14 protein-coding genes and 10 pseudogenes are annotated in these 22,641 nt (G+C 59.6%); 15 read left to right on the top strand and 9 right to left on the bottom strand.

All coding sequences use genetic code 11. The features are described from left to right. Positions 1–667: 667 nt before the first annotated feature. Positions 668–1,166 (bottom strand): annotated as a pseudogene (locus CIT26_RS20065) (peptide deformylase). A 70-nt stretch (positions 1,167–1,236) separates the two neighbouring features. Beyond that, positions 1,237–1,407 (bottom strand): annotated as a pseudogene (locus CIT26_RS20070) (MucR family transcriptional regulator); the annotation flags it as partial. 181 nt (positions 1,408–1,588) lie between these two features. Here CIT26_RS20070 and CIT26_RS20075 point away from each other — a divergent pair. The 3 genes and pseudogenes from CIT26_RS20075 to CIT26_RS20085 all read left to right on the top strand — a co-directional run. Next, positions 1,589–2,291: pseudogene (locus CIT26_RS20075) on the top strand (IS21 family transposase); the annotation flags it as partial. A gap of 1,058 nt (positions 2,292–3,349) precedes the next feature. After that, positions 3,350–3,481, top strand: a complete 132-nt coding sequence (locus CIT26_RS38315; protein WP_280951120.1) for a hypothetical protein — start codon at positions 3,350–3,352, stop codon at positions 3,479–3,481. Beyond that, positions 3,478–4,755 carry a KamA family radical SAM protein gene (locus CIT26_RS20085; RefSeq protein ID WP_095494204.1) on the top strand — a complete coding sequence of 426 codons (1,278 nt, stop codon included), beginning with the start codon at positions 3,478–3,480 and terminating at the stop codon, positions 4,753–4,755. Before CIT26_RS38315 ends, CIT26_RS20085 begins: the two co-directional genes overlap by 4 nt. Before the next feature lie 375 nt (positions 4,756–5,130). On the opposite strand, the gene CIT26_RS20090 is transcribed toward CIT26_RS20085, so the two are convergent. Continuing rightward, positions 5,131–5,598 carry a hypothetical protein gene (locus tag CIT26_RS20090; RefSeq protein ID WP_095494205.1) on the bottom strand — a complete coding sequence of 156 codons (468 nt, stop codon included), beginning with the start codon at positions 5,596–5,598 and terminating at the stop codon, positions 5,131–5,133. A gap of 243 nt (positions 5,599–5,841) precedes the next feature. On the opposite strand from CIT26_RS20090, the gene CIT26_RS20095 reads away from it, so the two are divergent. Next, positions 5,842–6,786, top strand: coding sequence for a 3-hydroxyacyl-CoA dehydrogenase family protein (locus CIT26_RS20095; protein ID WP_095494206.1), 945 nt, complete (start codon positions 5,842–5,844; stop codon positions 6,784–6,786). A 219-nt stretch (positions 6,787–7,005) separates the two neighbouring features. Here the strand turns inward: CIT26_RS20095 and CIT26_RS38840 are convergent. The 4 genes and pseudogenes from CIT26_RS38840 to CIT26_RS20115 form a co-directional block, all read right to left on the bottom strand. After that, a pseudogene (locus tag CIT26_RS38840) lies at positions 7,006–7,438 on the bottom strand (IS110 family RNA-guided transposase); the annotation flags it as partial. Positions 7,439–7,518: 80 nt separating this feature from the next. Beyond that, positions 7,519–8,550: a histone deacetylase family protein gene (locus tag CIT26_RS20105; protein ID WP_095494207.1), complete on the bottom strand. Its 1,032-nt coding sequence runs from the start codon at positions 8,548–8,550 to the stop codon at positions 7,519–7,521. Between the two features lie 2 nt (positions 8,551–8,552). Next, positions 8,553–8,743, bottom strand: a pseudogene (locus CIT26_RS37740) (N-acetyltransferase); the annotation flags it as partial. Further along, a pseudogene (locus CIT26_RS20115) lies at positions 8,740–9,014 on the bottom strand (aminotransferase class III-fold pyridoxal phosphate-dependent enzyme); the annotation flags it as partial. The pseudogenes CIT26_RS20115 and CIT26_RS37740, both read right to left, overlap by 4 nt. Before the next feature lie 621 nt (positions 9,015–9,635). On the opposite strand from CIT26_RS20115, the gene CIT26_RS20120 reads away from it, so the two are divergent. The 3 genes and pseudogenes from CIT26_RS20120 to CIT26_RS38850 all read left to right on the top strand — a co-directional run. Continuing rightward, a complete protein-coding gene (locus tag CIT26_RS20120) occupies positions 9,636–10,343 on the top strand; it encodes a class I SAM-dependent DNA methyltransferase (RefSeq protein ID WP_095494208.1) in 708 nt (235 codons plus the stop codon). Between the two features lie 72 nt (positions 10,344–10,415). Then, positions 10,416–10,600, top strand: a pseudogene (locus CIT26_RS38845) (hypothetical protein); the annotation flags it as partial. Between the two features lie 236 nt (positions 10,601–10,836). Continuing rightward, positions 10,837–11,120 (top strand): annotated as a pseudogene (locus CIT26_RS38850) (ISL3 family transposase); the annotation flags it as partial. Positions 11,121–11,424: 304 nt separating this feature from the next. On the opposite strand, the pseudogene CIT26_RS20130 reads toward CIT26_RS38850, so the two are convergent. After that, positions 11,425–11,669: pseudogene (locus CIT26_RS20130) on the bottom strand (transposase); the annotation flags it as partial. 83 nt (positions 11,670–11,752) lie between these two features. Here CIT26_RS20130 and CIT26_RS38855 point away from each other — a divergent pair. The 8 genes and pseudogenes from CIT26_RS38855 to CIT26_RS38865 form a co-directional block, all read left to right on the top strand. After that, positions 11,753–11,841 (top strand): annotated as a pseudogene (locus CIT26_RS38855) (integrase); the annotation flags it as partial. 551 nt (positions 11,842–12,392) lie between these two features. Then, positions 12,393–13,211 (top strand): enoyl-CoA hydratase-related protein, encoded by an 819-nt coding sequence (locus tag CIT26_RS20135; protein ID WP_095494209.1) that lies wholly within the window; start codon positions 12,393–12,395, stop codon positions 13,209–13,211. A gap of 1 nt (position 13,212) precedes the next feature. Then, on the top strand, positions 13,213–15,345 hold the full coding sequence (locus CIT26_RS20140; protein ID WP_167391478.1) for an acetate--CoA ligase family protein: 2,133 nt from the start codon (positions 13,213–13,215) through the stop codon (positions 15,343–15,345). 1 nt (position 15,346) lies between these two features. Then, positions 15,347–16,822: a carnitine 3-dehydrogenase gene (locus CIT26_RS20145; protein ID WP_095494211.1), complete on the top strand. Its 1,476-nt coding sequence runs from the start codon at positions 15,347–15,349 to the stop codon at positions 16,820–16,822. Between the two features lie 136 nt (positions 16,823–16,958). Beyond that, the gene (locus CIT26_RS20150) at positions 16,959–17,879 is read left to right on the top strand and encodes a beta-keto acid cleavage family enzyme (protein ID WP_095494212.1); all 921 of its coding nucleotides are present in this window, start codon (positions 16,959–16,961) and stop codon (positions 17,877–17,879) included. A gap of 194 nt (positions 17,880–18,073) precedes the next feature. Continuing rightward, positions 18,074–20,530, top strand: coding sequence for a GcvT family protein (locus tag CIT26_RS20155; protein WP_167391487.1), 2,457 nt, complete (start codon positions 18,074–18,076; stop codon positions 20,528–20,530). 176 nt (positions 20,531–20,706) lie between these two features. After that, on the top strand, positions 20,707–21,069 hold the full coding sequence (locus CIT26_RS38860; protein ID WP_425350362.1) for an aminotransferase class III-fold pyridoxal phosphate-dependent enzyme: 363 nt from the start codon (positions 20,707–20,709) through the stop codon (positions 21,067–21,069). A gap of 139 nt (positions 21,070–21,208) precedes the next feature. Continuing rightward, complete coding sequence (locus CIT26_RS38865; protein ID WP_425350363.1) at positions 21,209–21,586, top strand: aminotransferase class III-fold pyridoxal phosphate-dependent enzyme; 378 nt, start codon at positions 21,209–21,211, stop codon at positions 21,584–21,586. Here the strand turns inward: CIT26_RS38865 and CIT26_RS20165 are convergent. After that, positions 21,559–22,503, bottom strand: a complete 945-nt coding sequence (locus CIT26_RS20165) for a LysR substrate-binding domain-containing protein (RefSeq protein WP_095494214.1) — start codon at positions 22,501–22,503, stop codon at positions 21,559–21,561. The genes CIT26_RS38865 and CIT26_RS20165 overlap by 28 nt on opposite strands. Positions 22,504–22,641 lie beyond the last annotated feature (138 nt).

Raw genomic sequence — 22,641 nt, forward strand, 5'->3', positions numbered from 1 at the left:
ACGAAATGTGCGAGGCTAAGACCTTTTGAAGCGATGAGTTTCAGAGCAGCATGTGAGTCATGAAACTGACTAATCCGCGCCCGTACGTGGGACGCATTCAACTGATGGGGCACCAATGGCATCGTTCGCGGTGGTTATAACAACGCAGATATACAAGCTTCAAAACGGGGGCAGGGTCGAGCTGTCGAGTTTTAACACGACGACTATGGGAGGATTTTCGTCCGCGGCCCACGCGGGCCAAGCTGCGCAGTCACTCGAATTTCACAATCCAGCGTGTGACCGCGATGCTTGGGTTGTTCAATTGACCGACTGAGGGTCCGCGGCCCAGCTCCGGAGCGCTTCGACCCAAAACCTACGATCAGGAGTGGCGTACCCGGTGCTGCGAGCCGGCTGGCCCCGCGTCTTTTGACATACGCTCATCATACAGGCCGCGTACCTTCTCTCTGAAGGAAGAAAGTCATGGATCACTCCGAGCTGACTTTGACCAATGTATTGCGCGATCCCCTCATCAGGCAGGTACTGCGGGCGGATCGGATTTCCCTACCGCAATTCGCGGTACTCCTCCAGGAGGCAGCCCGCAAACATCAGAAGTCTACAGTTGGCGCATGCCTCGATGCGACGAGGGTCAACGCGCAGGACCTGATTGCGCCCGTGACCGCACAGCCGGCTATGGAACTCGCCCCAGTTTCTCATAGCGTTTGATCAGTCGTTCCCGCTTCAGGCGCGAGAGCTTTTGAATCCAAAAGATTCCATCGAGTTGATCAATCTCATGCTGGTGGCAGACCGCCAGCAGACCGTTGGCGTCCTCGATCTGCTCGGTGCCTTCGAGATCCTGATAGCTTACGCGGACGCGGGCATGTCGTTCGAGATCCTCGGTGACGCCCGGCATCGAGACGCTGCCTTCCGTGTGCCTGATCATTCCGGGAGGCCCAAACGATTGCGGGATTAACGTAGGTCCGGAGCCCTCCTATGGGCGAAAGTTCGATCACGACCAGTCGCTTCAAGATGCCGATATGTGGGGCGGTGATCCCGAAGCCCGGCGCAGCGCGCATCGTATCCGCCAGATCGGCAGCGAGGCAGCGTAGCTCCTCATCAAAGACCGATACCGGCTCGGCGACTGCGCGAAGACGAGGGTCGGGAAATCTCACGATCGACCGAACCGTCACATGTCACTCCTTCGCTCAGCGATCATCGCCGCGCAGATGAGATACCCGCGACCAGCGACCGTCTCGGAATTCAGGTGATCTTCAGCCCAATCTTGCGGCGCTTGGCCGGCGCCGACGGAGCCACTGGCTCAGGCGCTGCCGCCTTTCTTCCCAGGCCACTCGCCTTCGCCAGCTGAGAACGCGCTGCCGCATAGTTCGGCGCAACCATCGGATAGTCGGGAGGCAGACCCCATTTTGCGCGGCAGTTGCGTGTTTCAGAAATTCGCGGACACCCATTCCGCTAATTCGCGGACAGCGATTTCAGTAATTACGGGACAGTGATTCCGCTAATTCCCGGACAGTTTTCGGGGCGGATATAACGGTCGGTTCTCGGGAGCGCCGTTCTGGCATTTTGCCCTCTCATCATCGGGTTGAGAGGGGCCATGCCAAGACGGAAGCAAGCGAGACGAACGACAGTGAAAGACATACGATCAATCCTGCGGCTGACGCATGAGCAGGGCCTCTCGGTGCGTGCGGTGTCGGAACGGCTGAAGATCAGCAAGACTTCGGTTTCGACCTATCTGTTGCGGGCACGTGAGGCTGGCGTCTCGGACTGGCCGCTGCCGCCGGATTGTGACGATGACCCATCGCTTGAGCGGCTTCTGTTTCGCCGGGTTGGCCGGCCACCGCAGGATCTGGACGAGCCCGATTGGGCGATGATCTCGCGCGAGCTGAAGCGCAAGGGCGTGACGCTGACGCTGTTGTGGCAGGAATACCGCGCGGCGCACCCCGATGGTTATGGCTACACCTGGTTTTGTGACCGGTTCGGCGCTTTCCAGCGCCGGTCCAGCGCAACGTTCCGCAACCGCCACGAGGCGGGCGCGGTGATGCAGACCGACTATGCGGGCCACACCGTGCCCGTCGTCGATCCCGATACTGGCGTCATCTGCCCAGGCTCAGATCTTCGTTGCGGTGCTGGGCGCGTCGTCCTTCACCTTCGCCCATGCCAGCTTCAGCCAGAAACTGCCGGACTGGATCGAGGGTCAGTGCCGGGCACTCACCTTCTTCGGCGGGGTAACTAAGGCGATCGTCTGCGACAATCTGAAGGCCGGCGTCGCCAAGGCGCTGTGGTTCGAGCCGACGCTCGTCCACATATCAATGTTTGTGACCGTTACCACGTTCCCATCCTGCTTGAGGGAAGCTTCCTGGCCAATGGGCGCCTCTACGCCACCGCAGTGTATACCGGATCTTGAACAAATCAAGAACGCAGCCATCCGACAAGCAGCCACCCTTCCCGGGTCCAGGTCAGTTGGTTGCCTCTCGATTATGTTTGTTTCCCCTCGATTAGCTGCGTGGTACGTGTCGAATTGGCGTTCGCGGTCGCAGTCGCGTCCTCTACTGTGCGCGGTTTTCTGATGCGCGGCGATGGGGTCGCGTGAACAGGCTTAACGGCAGCTATCTTCGTCGGACTAATCCATACCGGACCGCGCGCTCTCGGCCCCTAGTCAGTGGTAACCGGCGTGGTGTGGCCAGTTGCAAGTCCCCGCGGTCGCCGCGCAGCGAGGCGAACATGTCCCGAACGCTATCCTCGGATGCGCGGGATTCGCGGTAGCGATCCTTATACTCATCCATCATCTGGTCGGCCCGCTGCTCTTCGTAGTCATTGTACTCGGAGTAGGACTCGTGCAGCCGCTCCATCTCCCAGCTGACGTCAACGCCAAGGCTTGATGCGAAAAGCTCGAAGTCCTCCTCTAGGCCCTTGAACTAGTCATCCTTGCGGCAGTCGCCGATCTCAGATGCGATGGATGCCCTTGAAGCTTCGAATGCGGCTCGCAAGGAGGTTAGGGCTGCCGCGTTCTGGGTCCCTCAAGGTCGAGTACGCTCACGATCTCTCGAAGCTCATCCGACCGGCAGCCAAGCTGCGCCTGAGCGCCTGCAAACTGCTCTTCGTATCCAAACCTCGAGTCGCGACAGAACCCAGTGGATGTCGGCGGGTTTTCCCCAGAATGGCGAATAGGGTTCCTCCGCAGGCGACGGCGACTTCCCGCGTTTGTCAACGCATTTCTCATTGTCGCATGTCCGACCAAGTCGGACATGCGAATAGCAGTACTAGGGCTACCATATTGTTTTAAAAAGATTGTCTCCTTTGGCACGGTTCATGCTCCGCTATCCGCAAATGCGTCACCGACCGGGGAGAATCGTCCATGACCGCGCTCACCGCCTATGCTGTTGCCGCCGTTAAGTCGGAGGTCCTCGCGAAAAGCTGCCGATTGCCGGCGGCGCCACTCACAAGGTCAGCATTTTTCCTCTTTTCAGCTCAGGCGAAGTTCCGATGAGCCGTATTGCGCATGAGATGAGACACGAGTTCGCTGACGCTGCATGGCAAGAGCGTCATGCTGTTACTCGCGTTGACCAGTTGCGCGAATGGATGGGAGTCGACACCGACGGCAGCCTGATGCGAGACATTCAGCTCGGCCTCGCGCGTGCGCCAATGGCGATGCGGATCACGCCTTATCTGCTGAACTTGATTGACTGGTCGAACTTCCTTCAAGACCCAATCCGCAAGCAATTCATTCCCGTTGGAAGCGAAATTCTTCCATCTCACCCGTTACTAAAAATGGATTCGTTACACGAACGAGAAAGTTCACCTGTAGATGGACTGGTGCATCGCTATCAGGACAAGGCACTTTTACTCGCAACGGATCGCTGCCCGGTCTATTGTCGTTTTTGCACCCGCAGTTACAGCGTGGGTCTAGACACGCAATCGGTCTCGAAGAAAAGGGCGTCGCCATTCCAGATGCGCTGGGATACTATCCTGGCATATCTTCGTGCGACCCCAGTCATCGTTGACGTAGTAGTGTCGGGAGGAGATTGCTTTCGGCTCAAACCTTCCCGACTTTTGGCGGTCGGCATGGGCCTTCTGTCCATCCCCTCAATTCGCCGCATCCGATTCGCGACGAAAGGCCTTGCTGTACTGCCTATGAAAGTCACAAGCGATCATGAATGGACTGATGCTCTTGTCAACATTAGCGATGCTGGCCGGAATCAGGGCGTAGAGATTTCATTTCACACCCACTTCAACCATCCTGGAGAAATCACCGACTACACGATTGCCGCTGCAGAGCTTCTTTTCAAGCGGGGAATAAGGATGCGCAATCAGTCGGTTCTGCTGGCTGGTGTCAATGACGATCCCGAGGTTATGAAACAGCTCGTCAAAAAACTCTCAGACCTAGATGTCCAGCCGTACTACGTGTATACTTGTGATCTTGTCGACGGAATCGAGCACATGCGGTGCTCGGTAAGGCTAGCATGTCAGATAGAAAAGGCCTTACGCGGGATCACGGCTGGGTATAACACTCCGTTGTTCGTTGTCGACACGCCGGGAGGCGGTGGAAAGCGTGACGTCCACAGCTTCGAGCATTATGACAGACAAACAGGGCTTGCTGTGTACCAGGCTCCATCTGTCCGGCCGGACCAGCTGTTCACATATCCGGATCCTTTGCAGTCTCTCTCACCAGATGCGCAGGCGGCATGGTTAGATCCCCAGCGCGCCAAACGCATACTGAGCGATGCGGTTGAGGCCGCTCGAGTAAAATCGATGGCGGTTTGAATGAGCGAACCCTGCGGCATGTATAGAGCTAATTCGAGCCAGATCGGCGCGGTGATCGGCCAGAGTGCGTGCGAACTCCTCCAAGGGTCCGTCATTGGCGGTGCGCTCAGGGCTGCGCGACGATGCGGTGCTGTTTGGCCAATGTCCTTCCACCTCTTCGACGGGCCGACTCGCCATCCCCGCCAGGGAGCAACTCCTTTGCCTTTGGCGACCAGCGGTTTCCTGTCAGACTGAGTTGGAAGCTACGATCATGTGCGGGACTGCGGTTCGCCGGGCTCGGGTGCAGGATCCTACCCAGAGTTGGGCGCCGCCGGGCGCAGTCGCGGGTGCCCCCGTTGGGCGGCAGCTGGTCGCTCCCGTGAGCAGGCGAGCGCTTCATTTTCGTTCTGGTGCAGGACGCCTAGGCAGGCTCCCAGCTCGCTGGCGTCGGGCCAATCCTCGCGGCCGCCGAGTTTGTAAAGAACCAGGGAAACCTTCCAGGGGCTTCCATGCGGTAAGCGCGCCGGATGTACGATCCAATCGCTCTTGGGAGTTCGGTTCGACAAAGACCGCCATGCTCTGCAGTTCGGCTTCGGCCCTGCGTGCTGGATGCTCCACTTTCCCGACGAGAGCTCCGTTGGCGACCTTCTTGCCTTCGAAATGCGGCTCAAGCGCCTCCCGGATGTCCTTGAGGATGCCCCAAAGCCGCTCAACGAGGATCGGAGCCGTGTCTTGGATCTTCTCGGGCGCCAACGCTCTCAGTCTCTCGGCTCCGGCGATCTCGGCAGGCTCTGGTTTCGGGCTTTGGGTTTCACCGGAAACGAGGGGCTTGATCTTGCGAACGGTTGGCCGCTTGCCTCGCATCGAGGTCTGCGACCACCGAAGCAACGAGTCCCTGCTCGGCGGTCGCCAAGGTGTACATTGCCGCCGCAGGGATAGGACCTTCCGATGCGCACGCAGGTTGTTGTCAACCGCGAAGTAGTTGCCCGCCTCCTGCTTCGTCAGGCGTTTCGACCATCACTCGAACACTTCCTGGCTGGGCGTCCGCTCGGCAAGGCGTAAGGTAGCTCGAATCAGTTTCAGTTATCGAACGGAGAAGGGGTGGCAATGAAAGCTGCTGGTCTTGGGAGCATGGCCGTTATCGGCAACGGGGTGATCGGACACGGAATCGCGGAGGTGTTCGCGAAGGCGGGCTGGGACGTCTGTCTCATTGGTCGCAGCCAGGAGAGCCTCAAGGGCGCGCTCCAGCGGATTGGCGCGAGCCTCAACGAATTTGTTCAGGCTGAATTGCTGAGCGCTTCATCCGCGAAAGCAGCGGTCGCGAGGATCCGAACTTCAACCGAGTTACAAGCAGCGGCAGCGGCGGAATTCGTAATCGAAGCCGTTCCTGAGGACATGGAACTCAAGCTCGACATATTCTCCAAACTCGACGGGATCTGTCGTTCCGATACCGTACTCGCGACTTCCAGCGGCCATCCGGCCAGTGCCGTCGATAAATGCGTCGAGCACAAGAAGCGGGTCATCGCCGCGCATTTTTGGTATCCGCCCCAACTGCTTCCGCTCGTTGAGGTTTGTGGCAGCCGTGCCACGACCAAGGCCGTGATCGCGCGTACATGCGCGATTCTTGGCGGTGTTGGAAAGAAGCCCGTCGTCATCGATTGCGAAGTGCCTGGATTCATCGGCAATCGCATCCAGTTTGCAGCACTTCGTGAGGCTTGGGCGCTTTGGGCCGCGGGTGTTGCTTCGGCCAAAGCAATCGACTCGGTGATCCGGCATTCGATCGGACGACGGCTTGCTGTGACCGGACCAATCGAATCAGCGGATCTGGGCGGTCTTGACACAATGTATCATTTTGCTCGTTTCCTGCTGCCGTCGCTCGACACTTCGTCTGAACCACCCGAACAGGTTGCGGCTTTGGTCCGGGGTGGGCATTGCGGAGTCCCCAGCGGCAAGGGTGTTTACGATTGGATCGAAAGAGACGGCTCTGCGCTGCTGTCAGCACGGCGCCGTGAACTGATGCGATGGCTGCAAGTGGACCAGCAAGGGTCATGACTCCGATAAAGCGCTCGCGCTCGCGCAGCAACCATACGCCAAATGAGTGCAAGGCGGCACCCGTCCTTGCGGCTCAGGGTGCCACCCCCCGGTGTCCGCTCCCGCCGTTAGAAACGCGATCAGCGGATCGCGCGTCAGGGCTTCAGCGAAATCGGCGTCGGTGACGGGATCAACGGTCTCGAACGTTTCCGTCATCATCTACATGATGTACACGATGTCGGCGGTCTCGACGCCGATGCCGATGACGCTGGCATCAGACGCACCATCGCATGTGGCCCCGTCACCGGCGCCTGTTCCAGACGCGCGAGGCGGGTGGCAGCGGCACACCATGCGTTGTCACGCAGCGCGTCAAGGCATTCCACCGCTCTGCGCAATTTGGGGTTGAAGCCGCGGATCCCGAGCCACGCCAGGACCGCCTTGATGCGGTTGATGATCCGCGTGCGCTCGCCCACCAGGCTTTCCCGCTCACGGCTTGGACGTCTGGCATCTTCTTCCTCGAGCGTGGGGATCGCAACCGCAATGCCCGCGCTCGCTGCGCGGCCAGCCCAGGAATACGCGCATGAGCATCGCCGTGTCCAACCGGTCGGTCTTCGCACGGCGATGCTCACGCGATACCCGCAACGCTAGTCGAATGGATGACGTGCACCTCGATGTCGAGAACCCGTCGGGTTCTCGTGCGCTTTGTCCTGTTGCCGGGCCAGCGCTTCGATACCGTTGGTGTCGAGCCGCTCATCAAGGGCCTCTCCTACCGCCGAAGCCGGTCAGGAAAGCGGTGAGGTTGTCACCGAGCGCATCGCAAAGATAGCCGCCTTCCTGCACGATCACCGTAGGCAGGCTGAGCCCGGCAATAGCCTCGCCGATACGCGAGAAGCCAAGCGTCGTCACCGCCAGGCCGCCGAAAGGATCGCCCTCGAAGGCATCAAGACCGAGCGCCACTACCAGCGCTTCGGGTGCGAAGGCGCGAATGCGCCGGAGGGCTGTTGCGAGCGCTTCCAAAAATGCCGCATCGCCGGATTTGCGTGGCAGCGGCAGGTTGAGGTTGTAGCCGAGGCCGGCGCCTTCGCCGCGCTCGCCGGCGTAGCCCCAGAAAAAGGGATAAAAGCACACCGGATCGGCATGCAGCGAGACGGTGAGCACGTCGGGCCTTGCGTAGAAGATGCCTTGCGTGCCGTTGCCGTGATGTAGGTCGACGTCGAGGATCGCGACGCGCGCAGCACTCCTGCGCAGCGCCAGCGCCGCGACCGCCGAATTGTTGATGAAGCAGAAGCCGCCAGCGACGTCGGCGAAGGCATGGTGGCCGGGCGGTCTGCAAAGCGCGTAGGCCGAAGGCGCCCCCGCTTTCACGGCTTCGGCGGCTTCGACTGCGCTCCAGGCGCTCCAGAGCGCGCTGTTCCAGGTCTCGGTCGAGATCGGGCACACGGTGTCGACCATATGATAGCCGGCCTGGCCGACCGCCGAACCGGGGTAAGAGCCGTTGCGGGTGATCGGATGGATATTCGGGATAACTTCTGCCGAGGCGCCTTCGATGCGCTGCCAGCGCGCGAAAATGTGTTCGAGGAAGTCGAGATATTCGGGTGTGTGCACGGCAGTGATCGGGCCAAGGCCATGATTCTTGGGCCGTTCAACGGTCAAACCGGCTGATGATGCGCCGGCTAACAATCTCTCGACCCGTTCCGGTTTTTCAGGGTGGGGCCGGGCTGTGCCGCTGGAGAGGTAGGCTTTGGGCTCGTGGCGTTTTTGTTCATTGGCGTAGAAGGCTTTCATCGTCACTCCTCTGGCGCATCGGCAAAGGCGAAGAAGGCCTTGCTGATGATCTTCTGGACCTGCTCGTAACTCGACCAGCCGATGCCGAGCTTTCATAAAAAGCCTTGGCCGTCTCATTGTCCGTGTCGACGGATAGCCTGAGATAGACGCTGCCCGCTGCCTGGCACTCCCTGGCCACGCGCCGCGCCGCTCTTCCGCCGGCTCGTTCTCAAATGGAGCCGGAAGGCGAAGGTCGTCTTGTGCATTTGCCGCTTCATGGCGTCGAGGACGTTGCAGTTGGAGTGGCCGATATTGGCGACCATCGGCCCGCTCGATCCGTCGATGAAACGCCGGTCGTCCCTGGTCCAGAAATAGATGCCTTCCGCGCGGTCGACGAGCGGACGGCGGAGGCCGGAGAGATAGAACAGATGCGACGGCGGCCGCGCTTCGGCGTGGGTCGAGGGCTGCATTTTCAGTTTCGGCATGTCAGGACTTTCCGAGATAGCGTGCCGTTCCAGGCAGTGGTGATGATGGTTCTCTTGATGCTGATGCGCTCGGGGATCGCCTTGCCGATTGGTCATTGACGAAGTTGAAGCGCGGATTCTGGCTGCTCATCGAATCTTCGACTCACCCGCCGACCTGAACCTAGAGAAGATCGGCAGTCCATTGCGCAGCAAGCACTATCCCATTCGGGTGGTAACCGTTTCGCACCTTCCCGTCGAACTCGCACACCTCCTTTGGCTCCGATAACGCCGACCGCTCTTGATCGCGGCCCACTCTGTGCAGGATATACGGACACGGCCTGTCAGTTTGCGAAATTCTTAGAAAGATTCGTTGCAAGATGCAGGATAATCTCCGAGAAATATTTCTTGTTATACGAATGCGTGAATTCGAAGTAGAAACAAAATTACATGTTTTTATGTAACTTTAACAATAAGTCGAAAAATGTTGATATATATATTGTTGACGAAGTAGACCAGAGGTGAGCATAGTTGGGTCAACGTGATGCCTCTCTTTCAAAGTAAAGCCGCGTGTCTGCTGGGGAGACCGGAGGGAGCGCCGTGCGCCTCACTTATCGCCATATGTCCGTACACGGAGGAACTGTCATGAGCATTCCCGATCAAACGAGCGCTGCAGAGCAAGCCGCACGACAGCGCATCCAGGCTTGCTATGAACTCGACGGCGACGCCGGCCGCTTGGCCCGGTATTATCGCGCCTGGGCCAGTGACTACGATTTGGATGTAAGCCGCGAGGGGTATTGCGGGCCGAAGATCGTCGCGGAACTGGCGGGCGCTATGCAGACGGCCTATTTGGGCAGGGAGCGAGCAGCCATCTCAATCCTGGACGCCGGCTGCGGAACGGGCCTCGTCGGCGTGCAGCTGGAACGCCTCGGCTTCCGGTTGATCGACGGGTTTGATCTCTCCGAGACGATGGCGAAAAAGGCCCGGCGGACCTGCGTCTATCGACATGTCCGAGGCGATGTCAATCTAAACGGGCCGCTCTCCGACTACCCCAATGCAAGCTATGACATCACAGTAAGCTGCGGAGTCTTCACGCAAGGGCACGTCCGGCCAGATGGGCTGCGCGAATTGGCCCGCGTCACGCGTCCGAGCGGGTTCGTCATCGCAAGCACTCGCAAGATCTATGCAGAGGCAACTGCCTTTGAAGACGAGGTGCGGCATCTGCAGGATGCGGGCGTTTTTGCGCTGGAACACTGTCTCAAAGACGGCATACTCATCAAGGAGGACAGGGCTCACTACTGGATTTTCCGCATGACCCATTGTGCCTGCATGCCAATAGAGGAGCGACGGTGACGACGCCACGGCCAATCTCCGGCCCCGATCCAAACGAAATGTTCGACTTCGGTATTGAGAGCGAAACCGGTCGGCTGTAGCGTCCTGTCCGGCTCGAAGACGCGAATAAGCTTCTATCACAACCACATGGACCTTCCGCTCCCGCATATTCTCCTCGCCCCCACTTCCCGCGGGGTATTTGGGAAGCTATTCCGTCTTTTGTGAAGGAGCCCTACATCTTGTCAATTGCGGACGAAGTCATCACGGGCTTTGGCCGCGGCCGGCTCCGAGGGCGCGCTATGGTGAGCTCTTATGTTCGTTTGCGAGCTCTTTAGTCATGATTTGTGCTTTCCGGCTCTGACGACGAAAGCACATGCGTAAGCTGTTCAACAAAGATGGACACAGGGCATTTACACGGCTGGCATACTTGTGGTCTGGCGTGCAATTTTGGCTCTGACTCACATTTGATGATTTTGCGTAGCGACGTGGGTCTGTTTTCTGCGGGGCGAGCAATCTGCGTTTGTCGTCACTGATCCGGCTGGATTGATCGTCGAGAGTACCGCCGAGGACGAGGGAGTGATCTTGGTTTCGGCGCGTTCCGCAGCCGGGCGGGGTTGCCCGCTATGTGGCGATCGTCGAGCCGCGTCCACAGCCGATACGTGAGGATGGTTGCCGACTTGCGAGCAAGAAGATCGCGCTTCAGATGACGCCCAACGTTTTGTCCAGTGTATCGTTCATCATCTTGGGTTGGCACTGGGTGGCAGGCCGGCCGCCGGCTTCGGCAGGCGGCTGATGATGGTGTCGTTGCTGATTGGCAAGACCAAGACGAGATTGGCGGTTTCGCGGTGGCGGAATAGTGTCACGATCCGCCGCCTCTCCATATCACAAATGATGCTCCCCTAGAGATGATTTCTACGCCACGCCCAATCATCGATGCCGATTACATTCAGCTGATCGTCAGGTCGCTTCGCTTGTCGTCGTACGACCAGAAAGTATCTTCCGCCACAACGATATAGGCACGCCGGTCTCGATAGCGGCAATTGTCATGGTGTCGGCCTTGCCCAGATGGTCGCGGGCCGTCGTCATCAACCGACTGTTCTTCCCGCCCGGGGAAGCGATATGTCCAAGCGCCTTCTATGGGCATTCCTGGCCCTTGTGTTGCCCGCCTTGGTGATCCCGCCGCGCTTGACCCGTTCGCCCGTTGAGCTTTTTCGACGGCACGAGACCGAGATACGCCATCAACTGACGGGGATTATCAAAGCGCCTGACATCGCCGATTTCGACGACAAAGGTGATCGCTGTCATGAACGCAACGCCGCGCATCGCTTGGTAGGCGGCCACAACCGGGCCATTGACCAAGATGCCGCAGTCTTCTCCACATAGCGCCGGAAGGCGCCCAGACCCTTTCCAGCGTCACACTGGAGAGAAAGCGCGAGGACATTCGGACCTATCAGGTCTATCTGACCAACGAGAAGAAGCTGGCGTCGGTTCGATCCACGCCGCCATCGCGGCGCTGCGCCCGAGTAGGTCCGGCGACTTCCCGGAATAGCGGCGGAACAGCGACACCTGTTGCAGATACGAGCGCTGGGTGTTGAGCGCGATCTTGCGCACCTATGTCCTCGCTTGACCGAACGACAAGAATTGGAGCTTGCCGGTTCGCCAGTTTTTCAACTGCGCTAAGCACTCCCCGTGGCATGAAGGAAATTCATGAAGTGCTTGAGCTGGGCGGCAAGCGACAAGTCGGAGAAGTTTAGCCCGTACCGATGAGAGAAGGAACACGTGCGGGCAGCAGCAGTGTGCCCGTCGACATACACAACCTTGCCGGCTCCTACATGTTGCGAGCGTTCATTGGCAAGAGCAAAGAGAATGGCTGATAGCCGAAAAAGTCATGTTCGGCTCCGCCGTGTTCGAAAAGCTTTCGAGCCTGGCAAGCGCGTGAACGGGAGGAGCGCGGCCCTATGCATTATGAGCAAAACTCATGAGCCCATGAAAAGTTTGCTCATATCCGCCCAGGCTGAATCGACCTACCGTAGGCGACCGCACTGAACGATGAACCCTGGAACGAGCCCCATGTCATCCCAACTTAAGGTCGAGATCGACTCTGGCATCATGGTCGTCACGATGAATCGGCCACCTGCAAATGCCATCGACACGGCCTTCTCGTATGAACTCCATCACGCCTTCAAGCAGCTTAACGACGATGACGATCTCCGAGCGGGGATTGTAGTCGGCGAAGAAAACCAGAAGCGGATTTTCAGTGCTGGCTGGGACCTTAAAGCGGTCGCGCGTGGTGACGGGCGCGACGAGGAAAAGGGTTTCGACCTCGGACCTGGCGGCATTGGTGGCTTGCCGGAGTTCTTCGACCTGACCAAGCCAGTGATTGCGGCCGTTAACGGCGCTGCCGTGGGCGGCGGTTTCGAGCTGGCGCTCGGCGCCGACATCATCTTGGCCTCGGAGGAGGCCTATTTCGCGCTGCCTGAGATGCAGCGGGGTTTCCTGCCTGACGGAGGTGCAATCCAAAAGCTGCACCGCAGAGTACCGTACAACGTCGCTATCGATCTCATGCTGACGGGCCGACGCCTCTCCGCCTATGAAGCCAAACATTGGGGCCTGGTTCGTGATGTCGTTCCTCGCGAACGCATTCTGGAGCACGCGATCGAGATCGCGAAGGACATCGCTTCGGGAGCTCCCCTGGTTGCCAAGGCACTGAAAGAGTTCATGCGCGCCACCGCCCATCTGTCAGTCGAAGCAGCCCATGAGATGAGCAGGCTTGCATGGACGGGCAAGAGCGGCCTTCCGCACTATGAGCGCATGCTCAAATCCGAAGACTTCGATGAGGGCGCAGTTGCTTTTGCCGAGAAGCGGCCGGCCAAGTTCAGCGGGAATTGATATGCTTGCCAACTATCCTGCTCAAGGCATGTTGAACGCGGCGCACAGACTTGCGCCAATGCTGGATGCTCGATCGATCGCCGTTGTCGGGGTCTCCGAGCGGGCCAATTCATTCGGGCTGCGGCTCGCCCAAGCGGTCACCAGCGCCAATTTCTCCGGCCGCATCGATTTCATCAACCCCCGCTACGAAAGCGTGCTTGGGCGGCCATGTCGGGCGAGCCTCGGCGATCTCGACGAGGCTCCTGATCTCGCGATCCTTGGGGTGGGTGGGCGCAATCTGGAGCAGTCGTTGGTGGACGCCATCGGAAGCGGAGCCAAATCGGCGGTCATTTTCGACGCCTGCAACGGCAAGGCCACGGACGGAGCACCGCTGCTATCGCGCCTCAAGGACATCGCCCGCGAACACGGGATCGCGGTCTGCGGCGGCGCTGGGATGGGATTGATCAATGTCCCGTCTGGCTGCGTTGCAAGCTTCTACGGCGCGTCACATCTCAAGCCGGGCGGAATAACCCTCATTGCCCACTCCGGATCCGTCTTCACGACGCTAGCGATGAATGACCCCCGATACCGGTTCGATCTGCTGGTATCGCCCGGTCAGGAAATCGGCGCGACAATTGACGAATACATCGATTACGCGGTGACTCGGGAGAGCACGAAGGTCATCGCCATCTTTATGGAGACAGCCCGGAATCCCGCCGGGTTCCAAAGCAGCCTGAAACATGCTCGCCAGCGAGGCATCCCTGTGGTCGTCTGCAAAGTCGGCCGCACCGAGGAAAGTGCACGAATGGCACGGTCGCATACTGGAGCCTTGGCGGGCTCCAAAGCCGCCTACGAGGCCGTGCTCGAAGATTGCGGCGCGATCAGCGTGCAGTCCATCGATGAATTGATGAACGTTGCGTCGCTGTGCTCGACGGGACGCTTGCCTGGACCAGGTGGCGCCGCGCTGGTAACAGATTCCGGCGGTCTGCGCGAACTCGCCATCGATCTGGCGGCCGAGTCGGGTGCGCGGCTTGCCAGGTTCTCGAACCGGACCGTTCACGGCCTACGTCAGGTCTTGCCGCAGCATCTTGAGCCCTCAAATCCCTTGGACTGCGCAGCGGACCTCACTGAGGACTTCAGCAAGCCGTTCGAGGAAGTGCTCACGATTCTTTCCGATGCTGAAGAGGTTTCGATGGTTGGTTTGGAAGCCGATCTCAGGGACGACTACGTCTACGAAGAGAAGCTCCTTGACCTTGCCCTCTGCCTGCCCCTGCGCACAAGCAAGCCGTGCTTTTTTTATTCAAGCTTCGGCCGCGCGAACAACTTCTTGCTTGGGGCCAGGCTCATCGATCGGGGGATTCCCTGCATCAACGGCATCGGCGAGACGTTGAATGCGATATCCAAGCTCCAGGAATGGTCTGAGCGACGGGGCGAGGCCGCTGACCCTTTCCCGAAAGATTCGGAAGGTGTCGTGGCTTCGTGGCAGGCTCGTTTGTCGCTTCCTAAGCCTATCGATGAACATGAGGCGTTAGCGCTTCTGTCTAGCTTTGGCGTTCCTGTTGTCGACAACGAAGTTCACGACACGTTGGACGGGCTTAAGGCGGCTGCGAAACGATTGGGCTATCCAATTGCCCTGAAAACCGCCGCCGAAGGCGTCGAGCACAAGAGTGACGTCGGCGGCGTCCTCCTCAGCATACGGGACGAGAGGGAGCTCGAGCAGTCTTACGGCCGCCTTGGCGCAACCCTTGGGCCGCGCGCAATCATCCAGAATATGGCGCCGCGAGGCATCGAGCTCGCCTTTGGCTGCGTGAAGGATCCCGACTTCGGTCCTCTGGTCATGGTATCAGCCGGAGGTACCCTCGTTGAACATTTCGGCGGGCAACAATTTGCCCTTGCTCCATTCAACGAGAGTCGCGCGCTCGACCTAATTGACCGGCTTCCTATCTCACGCTTGCTAGATGGGATACGTGGAAACGAACCTGTCGATAAAGTCGCTGCCGCCAGGGCTCTCAGCAGTTTCTCGGTCATGTGTGCCGTCCTGGGTGACGCAATGAACGAGGCCGACGTCAATCCGATCGTCGTAACGGCCAAGGGGGCCATGGCAGTCGATGCGCTGATCGTGCCGGCAGCCGATCTCGCACGCAAAGTGGCCTAAGATGAAGGTCGCGATCATTGGTTGTGGGGTCATCGGTGCGGGCTGGGCTGCCCGATTCATGCTGAACGGTCATGACGTCAGCATTTTCGACCCAGCCCCTGATGCAGAACGTTGCATGCGGGAAGTGCTGGCTCATGCTCGTTCCAGTCTGCCCGCCCTATACGATCGCCCTTTGCCTCCGGTCGGTAGGCTCGATTTCGCCCGGAGGATTACCGAGGCTGTGACGGGAGCCGATTGGGTGCAAGAAAGTGTGCCCGAACGGCTGGAGGTCAAGCGCTCCACTTATGCCGCGATCGAACCGTACCTCGGCAACGAGGCCATTCTCGCCTCTTCAACGTCAGCGATCAGGCCAAGCAAGCTTCAGGAGCTGTGTAGCCAGCCCGCACGCCTAATCGTCGCTCATCCCTTCAATCCGGTTTACCTCCTGCCTCTCGTCGAGGTGGTGGGGTCCGACCTGACGCCGCCGGCGCTTAAGGCGCGCACGGCGGGGATACTGCAAGGCATCGGCATGTATCCGCTGGTGCTTGACCGCGAGATTGACGGTTTCATTGGCAATCGGCTGCAGGAGGCAATGTGGCGAGAAGCGCTATGGATGATCAAGGATGGTGTCGCCACCACCGCCCAGATCGATGAGGCAATTCTTTACGGCTTTGGCTTGCGCTGCGCGCAGATGGGCCAGTTCGAGACCTATCGATTGTCTGGCGGAGAGGCCGGGATGCGACACTTCTTCGCGCAATTCGGCCCCTCGCTGGCCGAGCCGCTGAGCCATTTGATGGACGTACCCGATCTCGACACAGCGTTGATCGACCGTATCGCTGATCAATCCGACGCTCAGTCCGCGGGGCGCAGCATTCGAGAAATGGAGCGCACACGCGATGCCAGCCTGGTCGCACTGATCCGGGCGCTCAAGCCCCGGCGGGTGGGGGCGGGGGGCACGGTACGCGCCCACGAGGCGCAGCTGCACCTTCAACAGGACGGTTCCCTTCCCGTTACTGCCAGGCGCGTCATTCCGTCCAGCTGGACGGAAGCGAATGGCCATATAAATGAGACGCACTATATCGAGATTGCCTCGAATGCGGCGGATGCACTGACGGAAAGCTGCGGCGTCACCGCCGAATACATCGCGGCCGGCCGAAGCCATTTTACCGCGGAGACGCATGTCCGCTATTTGGTCGAGCTGCACGAGGGTGATGAGATCACCGTCCGCACGCAGGTACTCTACGGTACCGGAAAGAAAACCCATCTGTTCCACCGTTTCTATGGGCCGGACGAGAAACTCGCCGCGACGGTCGAGATGATGATCCTGCATGTCGATCTCACCACCCGCGCGGTCCGGGAGCCACTCCCCCATGTGGCTGGCGCGCTGAAGAGCCTTGAGGAAGCCCATGCGCATCTGCCGCGGCCCGAGGAGGCCGGGACGGCCATCCGCGATCTGCGCAAGGCGAAGGCCGAACGAGCGCGATCGAGCCAGGGCTAGTCGCGAAAGCAGGACGCGTCCTTTCTCAGGGCAGGGGAAGAAGCTTCTGCCCGAAGGCCGCAACGGGGCGGAGATCAGTGTGCGAAGCGCAGGCATGGCCTTTCGCGCAGTTGTGACGTTGGAGGAGTTACGCCAGATGCCGTTGGACATGAGCCGAGAAGTCTTCGTTACCTGCGCAGTCACCGGTTCGGGAAATACGCAGGACAAGTCGCGCCACGTGCCGCGCAGTCCGAAGGAGATCGCCGACGACGCGATCGCCGCCGCACGCAAGGGAGCCGCGATCGTGCATTGTCACGTCCGCGATCCTGAGAGCGGCAAGCCGTCACGCGACCTGTCGCTGTACCGGGAAGTGACGGACCGCATCCGCAGCGCCGATGTCGACCTTATATTGAATCTCACCTGCGGCATGGGCGGGGATCTGTTTCTGGGGCCGAATGAAGAACCCTTGCCGATCGAGGTTGAGGGCACCGACCTGATCGGCGTCAGCGCGAGGCTCGCGCATATCGTCGAATGCCGCCCGGAAATCTGCACCATCGATTGCGGCTCAATGAACTTTGGCGATGCCGGACTGATCATGGTCAATACCCCTGGGATCCTGAGGGATATGGGGGCTGTCATTTCTGAGCACGGGGTGCAGGCCGAGATTGAGGTCTTCGACACTGGCCATCTGTGGTTTGCAAAGCAGATTCTGGCCGAGGGCGTGCTGAAATCGCCCGCACTTATCCAGTTCTGCATGGGGGTGCCCTGGGGGGCGCCCAATGACCTTAACACGCTGATGGCGATGGTGAACAACGCCCCGCGTGACTGCACCTGGTCCGCGTTCTCGCTCGGCCGCGACCAGATGGCCTATGTGGCGGCAGCGATCCTTGCCGGCGGCAATGTCCGGGTCGGGCTTGAGGACAATCTTTACCTTGAAAAGGGGCGGCTTGCGACCAACGCCGAACTTGTCGCTCGTGCGGTGGAACTGATCACGGCCATGGGCGTCCGCCTGCTGGGGCCCGGCGAAGTGAGAAGCAGACTAAAACTCGTCAAGCAGAACCCCAAGTCAGCAGGCTGAAAAAGGGAGCGGCAGGGAAGTGCCGAACGATAGGAATGAGAACAGGGTGGGAGTTGCTTCCGTCATTGCATTCCCGCTTTTCGAGGATGCCAACCGTGTCGTCTGCCGGCTGTCGGATGAACGCCGGCTCAATCATCTGAAATCCACTTCGCTCGCCCGGCGTACCCGCGGGCAGGGCAGCAATCTCAAAGGCACTGGATATGAACATACCCTCGAAGGCTGATGTCCTTATCGTCGGCGGCGGTGTAGCGGGCTGCTCGATCGCCTATCACCTGGTCAAAGTAGGCATCACAGACGTAGTGCTCTGCGAACGCCGCCAGCTTACGTGCGGAACGACCTGGCACGCCGCTGGGTTAGTCACGCAGCTACGGGCGACGCAGCGCATGACCGAGCTGGCGAAGTACACGGGTGAACTCTTCACTCACCTCGAAGACGAAACTGGCCAGGCCACCGGCTTCAAACGAAACGGGTCGCTCCGGATCGCGACCACGCCCGCGCGGTACGAGGAACTGGCCAGGGGCGCTTCCATGGGGCGCAACTTCGGCCTTCCGGTCGAGGCGGTTACGTCAGGTGAAATCAAAGAGCGATGGGCTCCCGTCAACATGGAGGGCATTGTCGGAGGATTCTGGTTCCCTCACGATGGTCAGGTCAATCCGGCCGACGTCACAATGGCTTATGCGAAAGGCGCTCGAACGGGCGGGGTTCGGGTAATAGAGAACCTGCCGGTGACTCGTATCCTTGTCGAGAACGGCCGGGCTGCCGGCGTCATGACAGAGCAAGGCAAGATCGAAGCTCGCACTGTCGTGATCTGTGGCGGTATGTGGTCGCGCGATCTGGCCGCCGAGATCGGCGTAACGGTCCCGCTCCACGCCGCCGAGCATTTCTATGTCGTCACCGAGGCCATTCCTGACCTGCCACGCAATCTTCCAGTGATGTTCCTCGGCGACGAGTGGACCTACTACAAGGAGGACGCCGGCAAGCTTCTCGTCGGGTTTTTCGAACCTGTGGCGAAGCCCTGGGGGCAACAGGGGATCTCAAGGGACTTTAACTTTGACGCCCTTCCGGAGGACATCGATCATATCTCGCCACACCTGGAGGCCGCGACCAATCGCGTGCCGCTGCTGGCGAATACTGGCATGCAACTATTTTTCAACGGCCCCGAAAGCTTTACGACCGACGGCCGCTATTTGCTCGGCGAGACAGCTGAAGTCTCCGGACTGTACTGCGCTACCGGCTTCAATTCGCTTGGTATCCTGTCTTCCGGCGGCGTAGGCAAATCGCTGGCATCCTGGATACGCGACGGCAGGCCGCCAGTGGAGTTGATCGACGTCGACGTGCGGCGCACACAGAGCTTCCAGCGAAATCGGAAATATCTGGAGGACCGCACGGTCGAGACCCTCGGTCTCAACTTCGACATGCACTGGCCGAGCCGGCAGTTCGTGTCCGCACGGGGCGTGCGGCGGTCGCCCTTCCATGATCGCCTGGTCGCGGCCGGTGCCTTCATGACCGAAGCGGCGGGCTGGGAGCGGCCTGGCTTCTTCGGTACCGCCCAGGAAGTCGCGAACATCGAATATTCCTACTATCGCCCGAGCTGGTTCGCGAATGTTCGCGCGGAGTGCCAGAGCACTGCTGAGAGCGTGACGATTTTCGACCATAGCTGCTTCGTCAAATACCGTGTCGAAGGTCCGGACGCGCTCAAGACGATGAACTGGATTTGCGCCGCCGAGTGCGACGTCGAGGTCGGCCGCGTGGTCTACACGCAGTGGCTCAACGAGATCGGCGGCATCGAAGCGGACGTCACGGTAACGCGTCTGGCGGACGACGCGTTCCTGGTCGTCACCGTGGCAGTCTCGCAGCGTCGGGACCTCGCCTGGTTCAAACGGCACCTGCCGAACGGCGCGCGCGTCCACATCGTCGACATTACCTCCGGCCTTCCGATGCTTGCCGTCATGGGCCCGAAGGCGCGGAAGTTGATGGCGCGCGTCTCGCCTGACGATTTCAGCAACGAAGGCTTTCCTTTCGGCACGAGCCGCGAGATCGACCTTGGCTATGCTCGCGTGCGCGCAAGCCGGCTGACATTCGTGGGCGAGCTCGGCTACGAGCTCTATCCGGAAACGGAGTTCGCTGCCCATGTCTATGAAAAGATTGTCGAGGCTGGAAATGACTTCGGTCTTAGGCCCGGCGGCTTCTTCGCCTTGAACTCCTTGCGGATGGAAAAAGGCTACCGCCATTGGGGACACGACATCGGCGAGGAGGACACACCTTACAACGGCGGCCTTGGCTTTGCCGTGGCCTTGGACAAGCCCAGCGGCTTCTTGGGCCGTGACGCGCTGGTGAAGCAACGAGCTGAAGGCACGATCAGACGTCGGCTGGTGCAAGTGAAACTGGCGGGCGGGCCTGACATGCCGATGCTGTATCACAACGAGCCGCTAGTCCGCGACGGCGCCATCATCGGGTCGGTGACGTCCGGAGCCTACGGTCACCGCGTCGGCGCGTCGCTTGGCCTTGGTTACGTGAGAAATGCTGATGGAGTGACCAGGGACTGGCTCGCCAACGGCAAATGGGAGGTCGAGATTGCAATGAAGCGCTACCCGATCGAACTTCAGTTTGGGCCTTGGTACGATCCGCAAAATGCGAGAGTGCGGGGCTAGCCGTCGAGCACTCATGCGGCGCCGGCAATGGCGGCGTCAGTAATGGGCAAATATCGGGCGCGACTGCGAGGTTTCCGCGGGTAAGCCGGAACAGCCGCAGCACGTAGTAAAAGGTACAAAGATATTTAATGAGGATGTTTTCGCGCAGAGCGGACGCGATATCGCGTGGCGTTGGAATGACGACGCAGGTCTACGCCGCCGACGCTGAAAACGCTGAAATCTGGGATGTTGGGGGGCGACGATGTATCGACTTCGCCGCCGGCATCGCCGTGGTCAACACCGGCCATCCCAACGTGATCGCTGCGGTCAAAGACCGACTGGATCGCTTCACTCACACGTGCCATCAGATCGTGCCCTATGAGAACAATGTCGGCCGGGTAGAACGCCTCAACAGTTCGGTTCCAGGCGATTTCAAGAAGAAGTCGATCGTTGTGACCATGGGGCCGAGGCGTCGAGAACACGGTCAAGATCGTGTGCGGCCACGAACCGCCGTGATCGCTTTTACCGTCGCGTTCGACGGTCGCACCTTCATGGCATGACGCTGACCGGGAAGGTTGTCCCCTACAAGGCTGGCTTCGGCGCTGATGCCGGATGTATTTCTCGTTCCTTTCCCGATCGGGCTTCATGGCACGACCGTTGAGGACTCGCTTTCAATCCTCGACAATCTGTTCAAGGTGGATGTCGATCCAAAGCGTGTGGCTGCGTTCATTGCGCGATATTGCCGACCAACACGGTATTCTTTGGATCGCCGACGAAGTGCAGATCGGCTTTGCTCGCACGGGCAAGCTCTTCGCGATGGAGCACCATCGCGTCCGACTGACATCACTACGACGGCCAATGGCTTGGGGACTGGCTTCTCTATTGCGGCGGTTACCGGAAGAGCCGAGATCATGGATGGCCCCCAATCCCGGTGGACTCGGCGGGACCTACGGCGGCAACCCGATCGGGATCGCGGGAATCCGTCGAGAGCTCGCTGCAGGACGTGGGAAGCCTAAAAACGAGGGCGTAACCTCTATTGATCACGTCCCTCAATCGACTGCGGTTGTAGGGCTGTGACCCTTTAGGTCACGTAAGCTGGCATCTCGCGAAGCAAGCATCCATCTGGCGAAAGTCTTGGCCGCGGCCGACAGCGGAACGTTCTTGCGCCAGACCAGATAGATCCCGCCGTCGGCTTGAATCTTGTCATTGAACAGCTCAAACAGTTGGCCGGCCCGAACAAACTCGGTTGCAGTGCCAATCCATCCAAGCGCGATGCCTTCGCCTGCGAGTGCGGCCTGCATCATGGTCAAATGATTGTCAAAATGCGGCCCAGGCAGCGGGTGGGTCTTGACGCCATAGTGGGCAAACCATTGCTCCCAGTCGAACCATGTCTTGTCGTCCGCCCTTGCGTGCAACAAACGGTGGTGAGTCAGATCGCGCGGAGTCTCGATGGTGGCCGAGCGTGCCAGATAGACCGGGCTTGCGACCGGAGTGATCAACTCCGACAGCAGCAATTCGGCGTCGCAATCGGGCCAGTTTCCCCTCCCGAACCGGACTGAAATGTCGATCCTTTCAGAGAGTTCGGGCAACCCCTGATACGCCGTCACCATGTTCACCGTGATCTCAGGGTGGCTCTCGTGGAATTCCTTCAGGCGAGGCAGCAGCCAGAAGTTCGCATAGGCGAGGTTACATGAGACGGTAAGACTATCCGCATTGTGACCCCGCTGAAGCGTCTCGCCCTCGAGGGAGATGATATCAAGACCGGCTACAAGGGCATTTACATAGCGCCTCCCCTCAATCGTGACGCGTACGGGCCTGCTTTGTCTATCAAACAACCTGACTGACAAAAATTCTTCCGCCTGCGTGATGAGGTGGCTAATGGCTGACTGGGTCACGTTGAGCTCATTTGCCGCCTTGGAGAGGCTCTCCAGACGGGCTGTTGCCTCTACGGCGAGCATCACGCGCAACGGGGGGACATGTCGCCAATACTTCATGAGCTGCTCTCATGTGCCATGAATGGGATGCGCATATCGCTCGGCCTCAATAGCGCATATTTTGGGGCCTGACTTCACCGAGGTAACTTCATCACATGAAGGCCCGTTATATCAGGTGTCAAGGTCGTCGCATGTCGC

Source organism: Mesorhizobium temperatum, from assembly GCF_002284575.1.
GTDB lineage: Bacteria > Pseudomonadota > Alphaproteobacteria > Rhizobiales > Rhizobiaceae > Mesorhizobium > Mesorhizobium temperatum.

Bases quoted from the DNA above. Each gene is read 5' to 3' on its own strand.
- CIT26_RS38315 (WP_280951120.1), top strand. From the start codon at position 3,350: ATGACCGCGCTCACCGCCTATGCTGTTGCCGCCGTTAAGTCGGAGGTC.
- CIT26_RS20085 (WP_095494204.1), top strand. From the start codon at position 3,478: ATGAGCCGTATTGCGCATGAGATGAGACACGAGTTCGCTGACGCTGCA.
- CIT26_RS20090 (WP_095494205.1), bottom strand. From the start codon at position 5,598: ATGCGAGGCAAGCGGCCAACCGTTCGCAAGATCAAGCCCCTCGTTTCC.
- CIT26_RS20095 (WP_095494206.1), top strand. From the start codon at position 5,842: ATGAAAGCTGCTGGTCTTGGGAGCATGGCCGTTATCGGCAACGGGGTG.
- CIT26_RS20105 (WP_095494207.1), bottom strand. From the start codon at position 8,550: ATGAAAGCCTTCTACGCCAATGAACAAAAACGCCACGAGCCCAAAGCC.
- CIT26_RS20120 (WP_095494208.1), top strand. From the start codon at position 9,636: ATGAGCATTCCCGATCAAACGAGCGCTGCAGAGCAAGCCGCACGACAG.
- CIT26_RS20135 (WP_095494209.1), top strand. From the start codon at position 12,393: ATGTCATCCCAACTTAAGGTCGAGATCGACTCTGGCATCATGGTCGTC.
- CIT26_RS20140 (WP_167391478.1), top strand. From the start codon at position 13,213: ATGCTTGCCAACTATCCTGCTCAAGGCATGTTGAACGCGGCGCACAGA.
- CIT26_RS20145 (WP_095494211.1), top strand. From the start codon at position 15,347: ATGAAGGTCGCGATCATTGGTTGTGGGGTCATCGGTGCGGGCTGGGCT.
- CIT26_RS20150 (WP_095494212.1), top strand. From the start codon at position 16,959: ATGCCGTTGGACATGAGCCGAGAAGTCTTCGTTACCTGCGCAGTCACC.
- CIT26_RS38860 (WP_425350362.1), top strand. From the start codon at position 20,707: ATGACGACGCAGGTCTACGCCGCCGACGCTGAAAACGCTGAAATCTGG.
- CIT26_RS38865 (WP_425350363.1), top strand. From the start codon at position 21,209: ATGTCGATCCAAAGCGTGTGGCTGCGTTCATTGCGCGATATTGCCGAC.
- CIT26_RS20165 (WP_095494214.1), bottom strand. From the start codon at position 22,503: ATGAAGTATTGGCGACATGTCCCCCCGTTGCGCGTGATGCTCGCCGTA.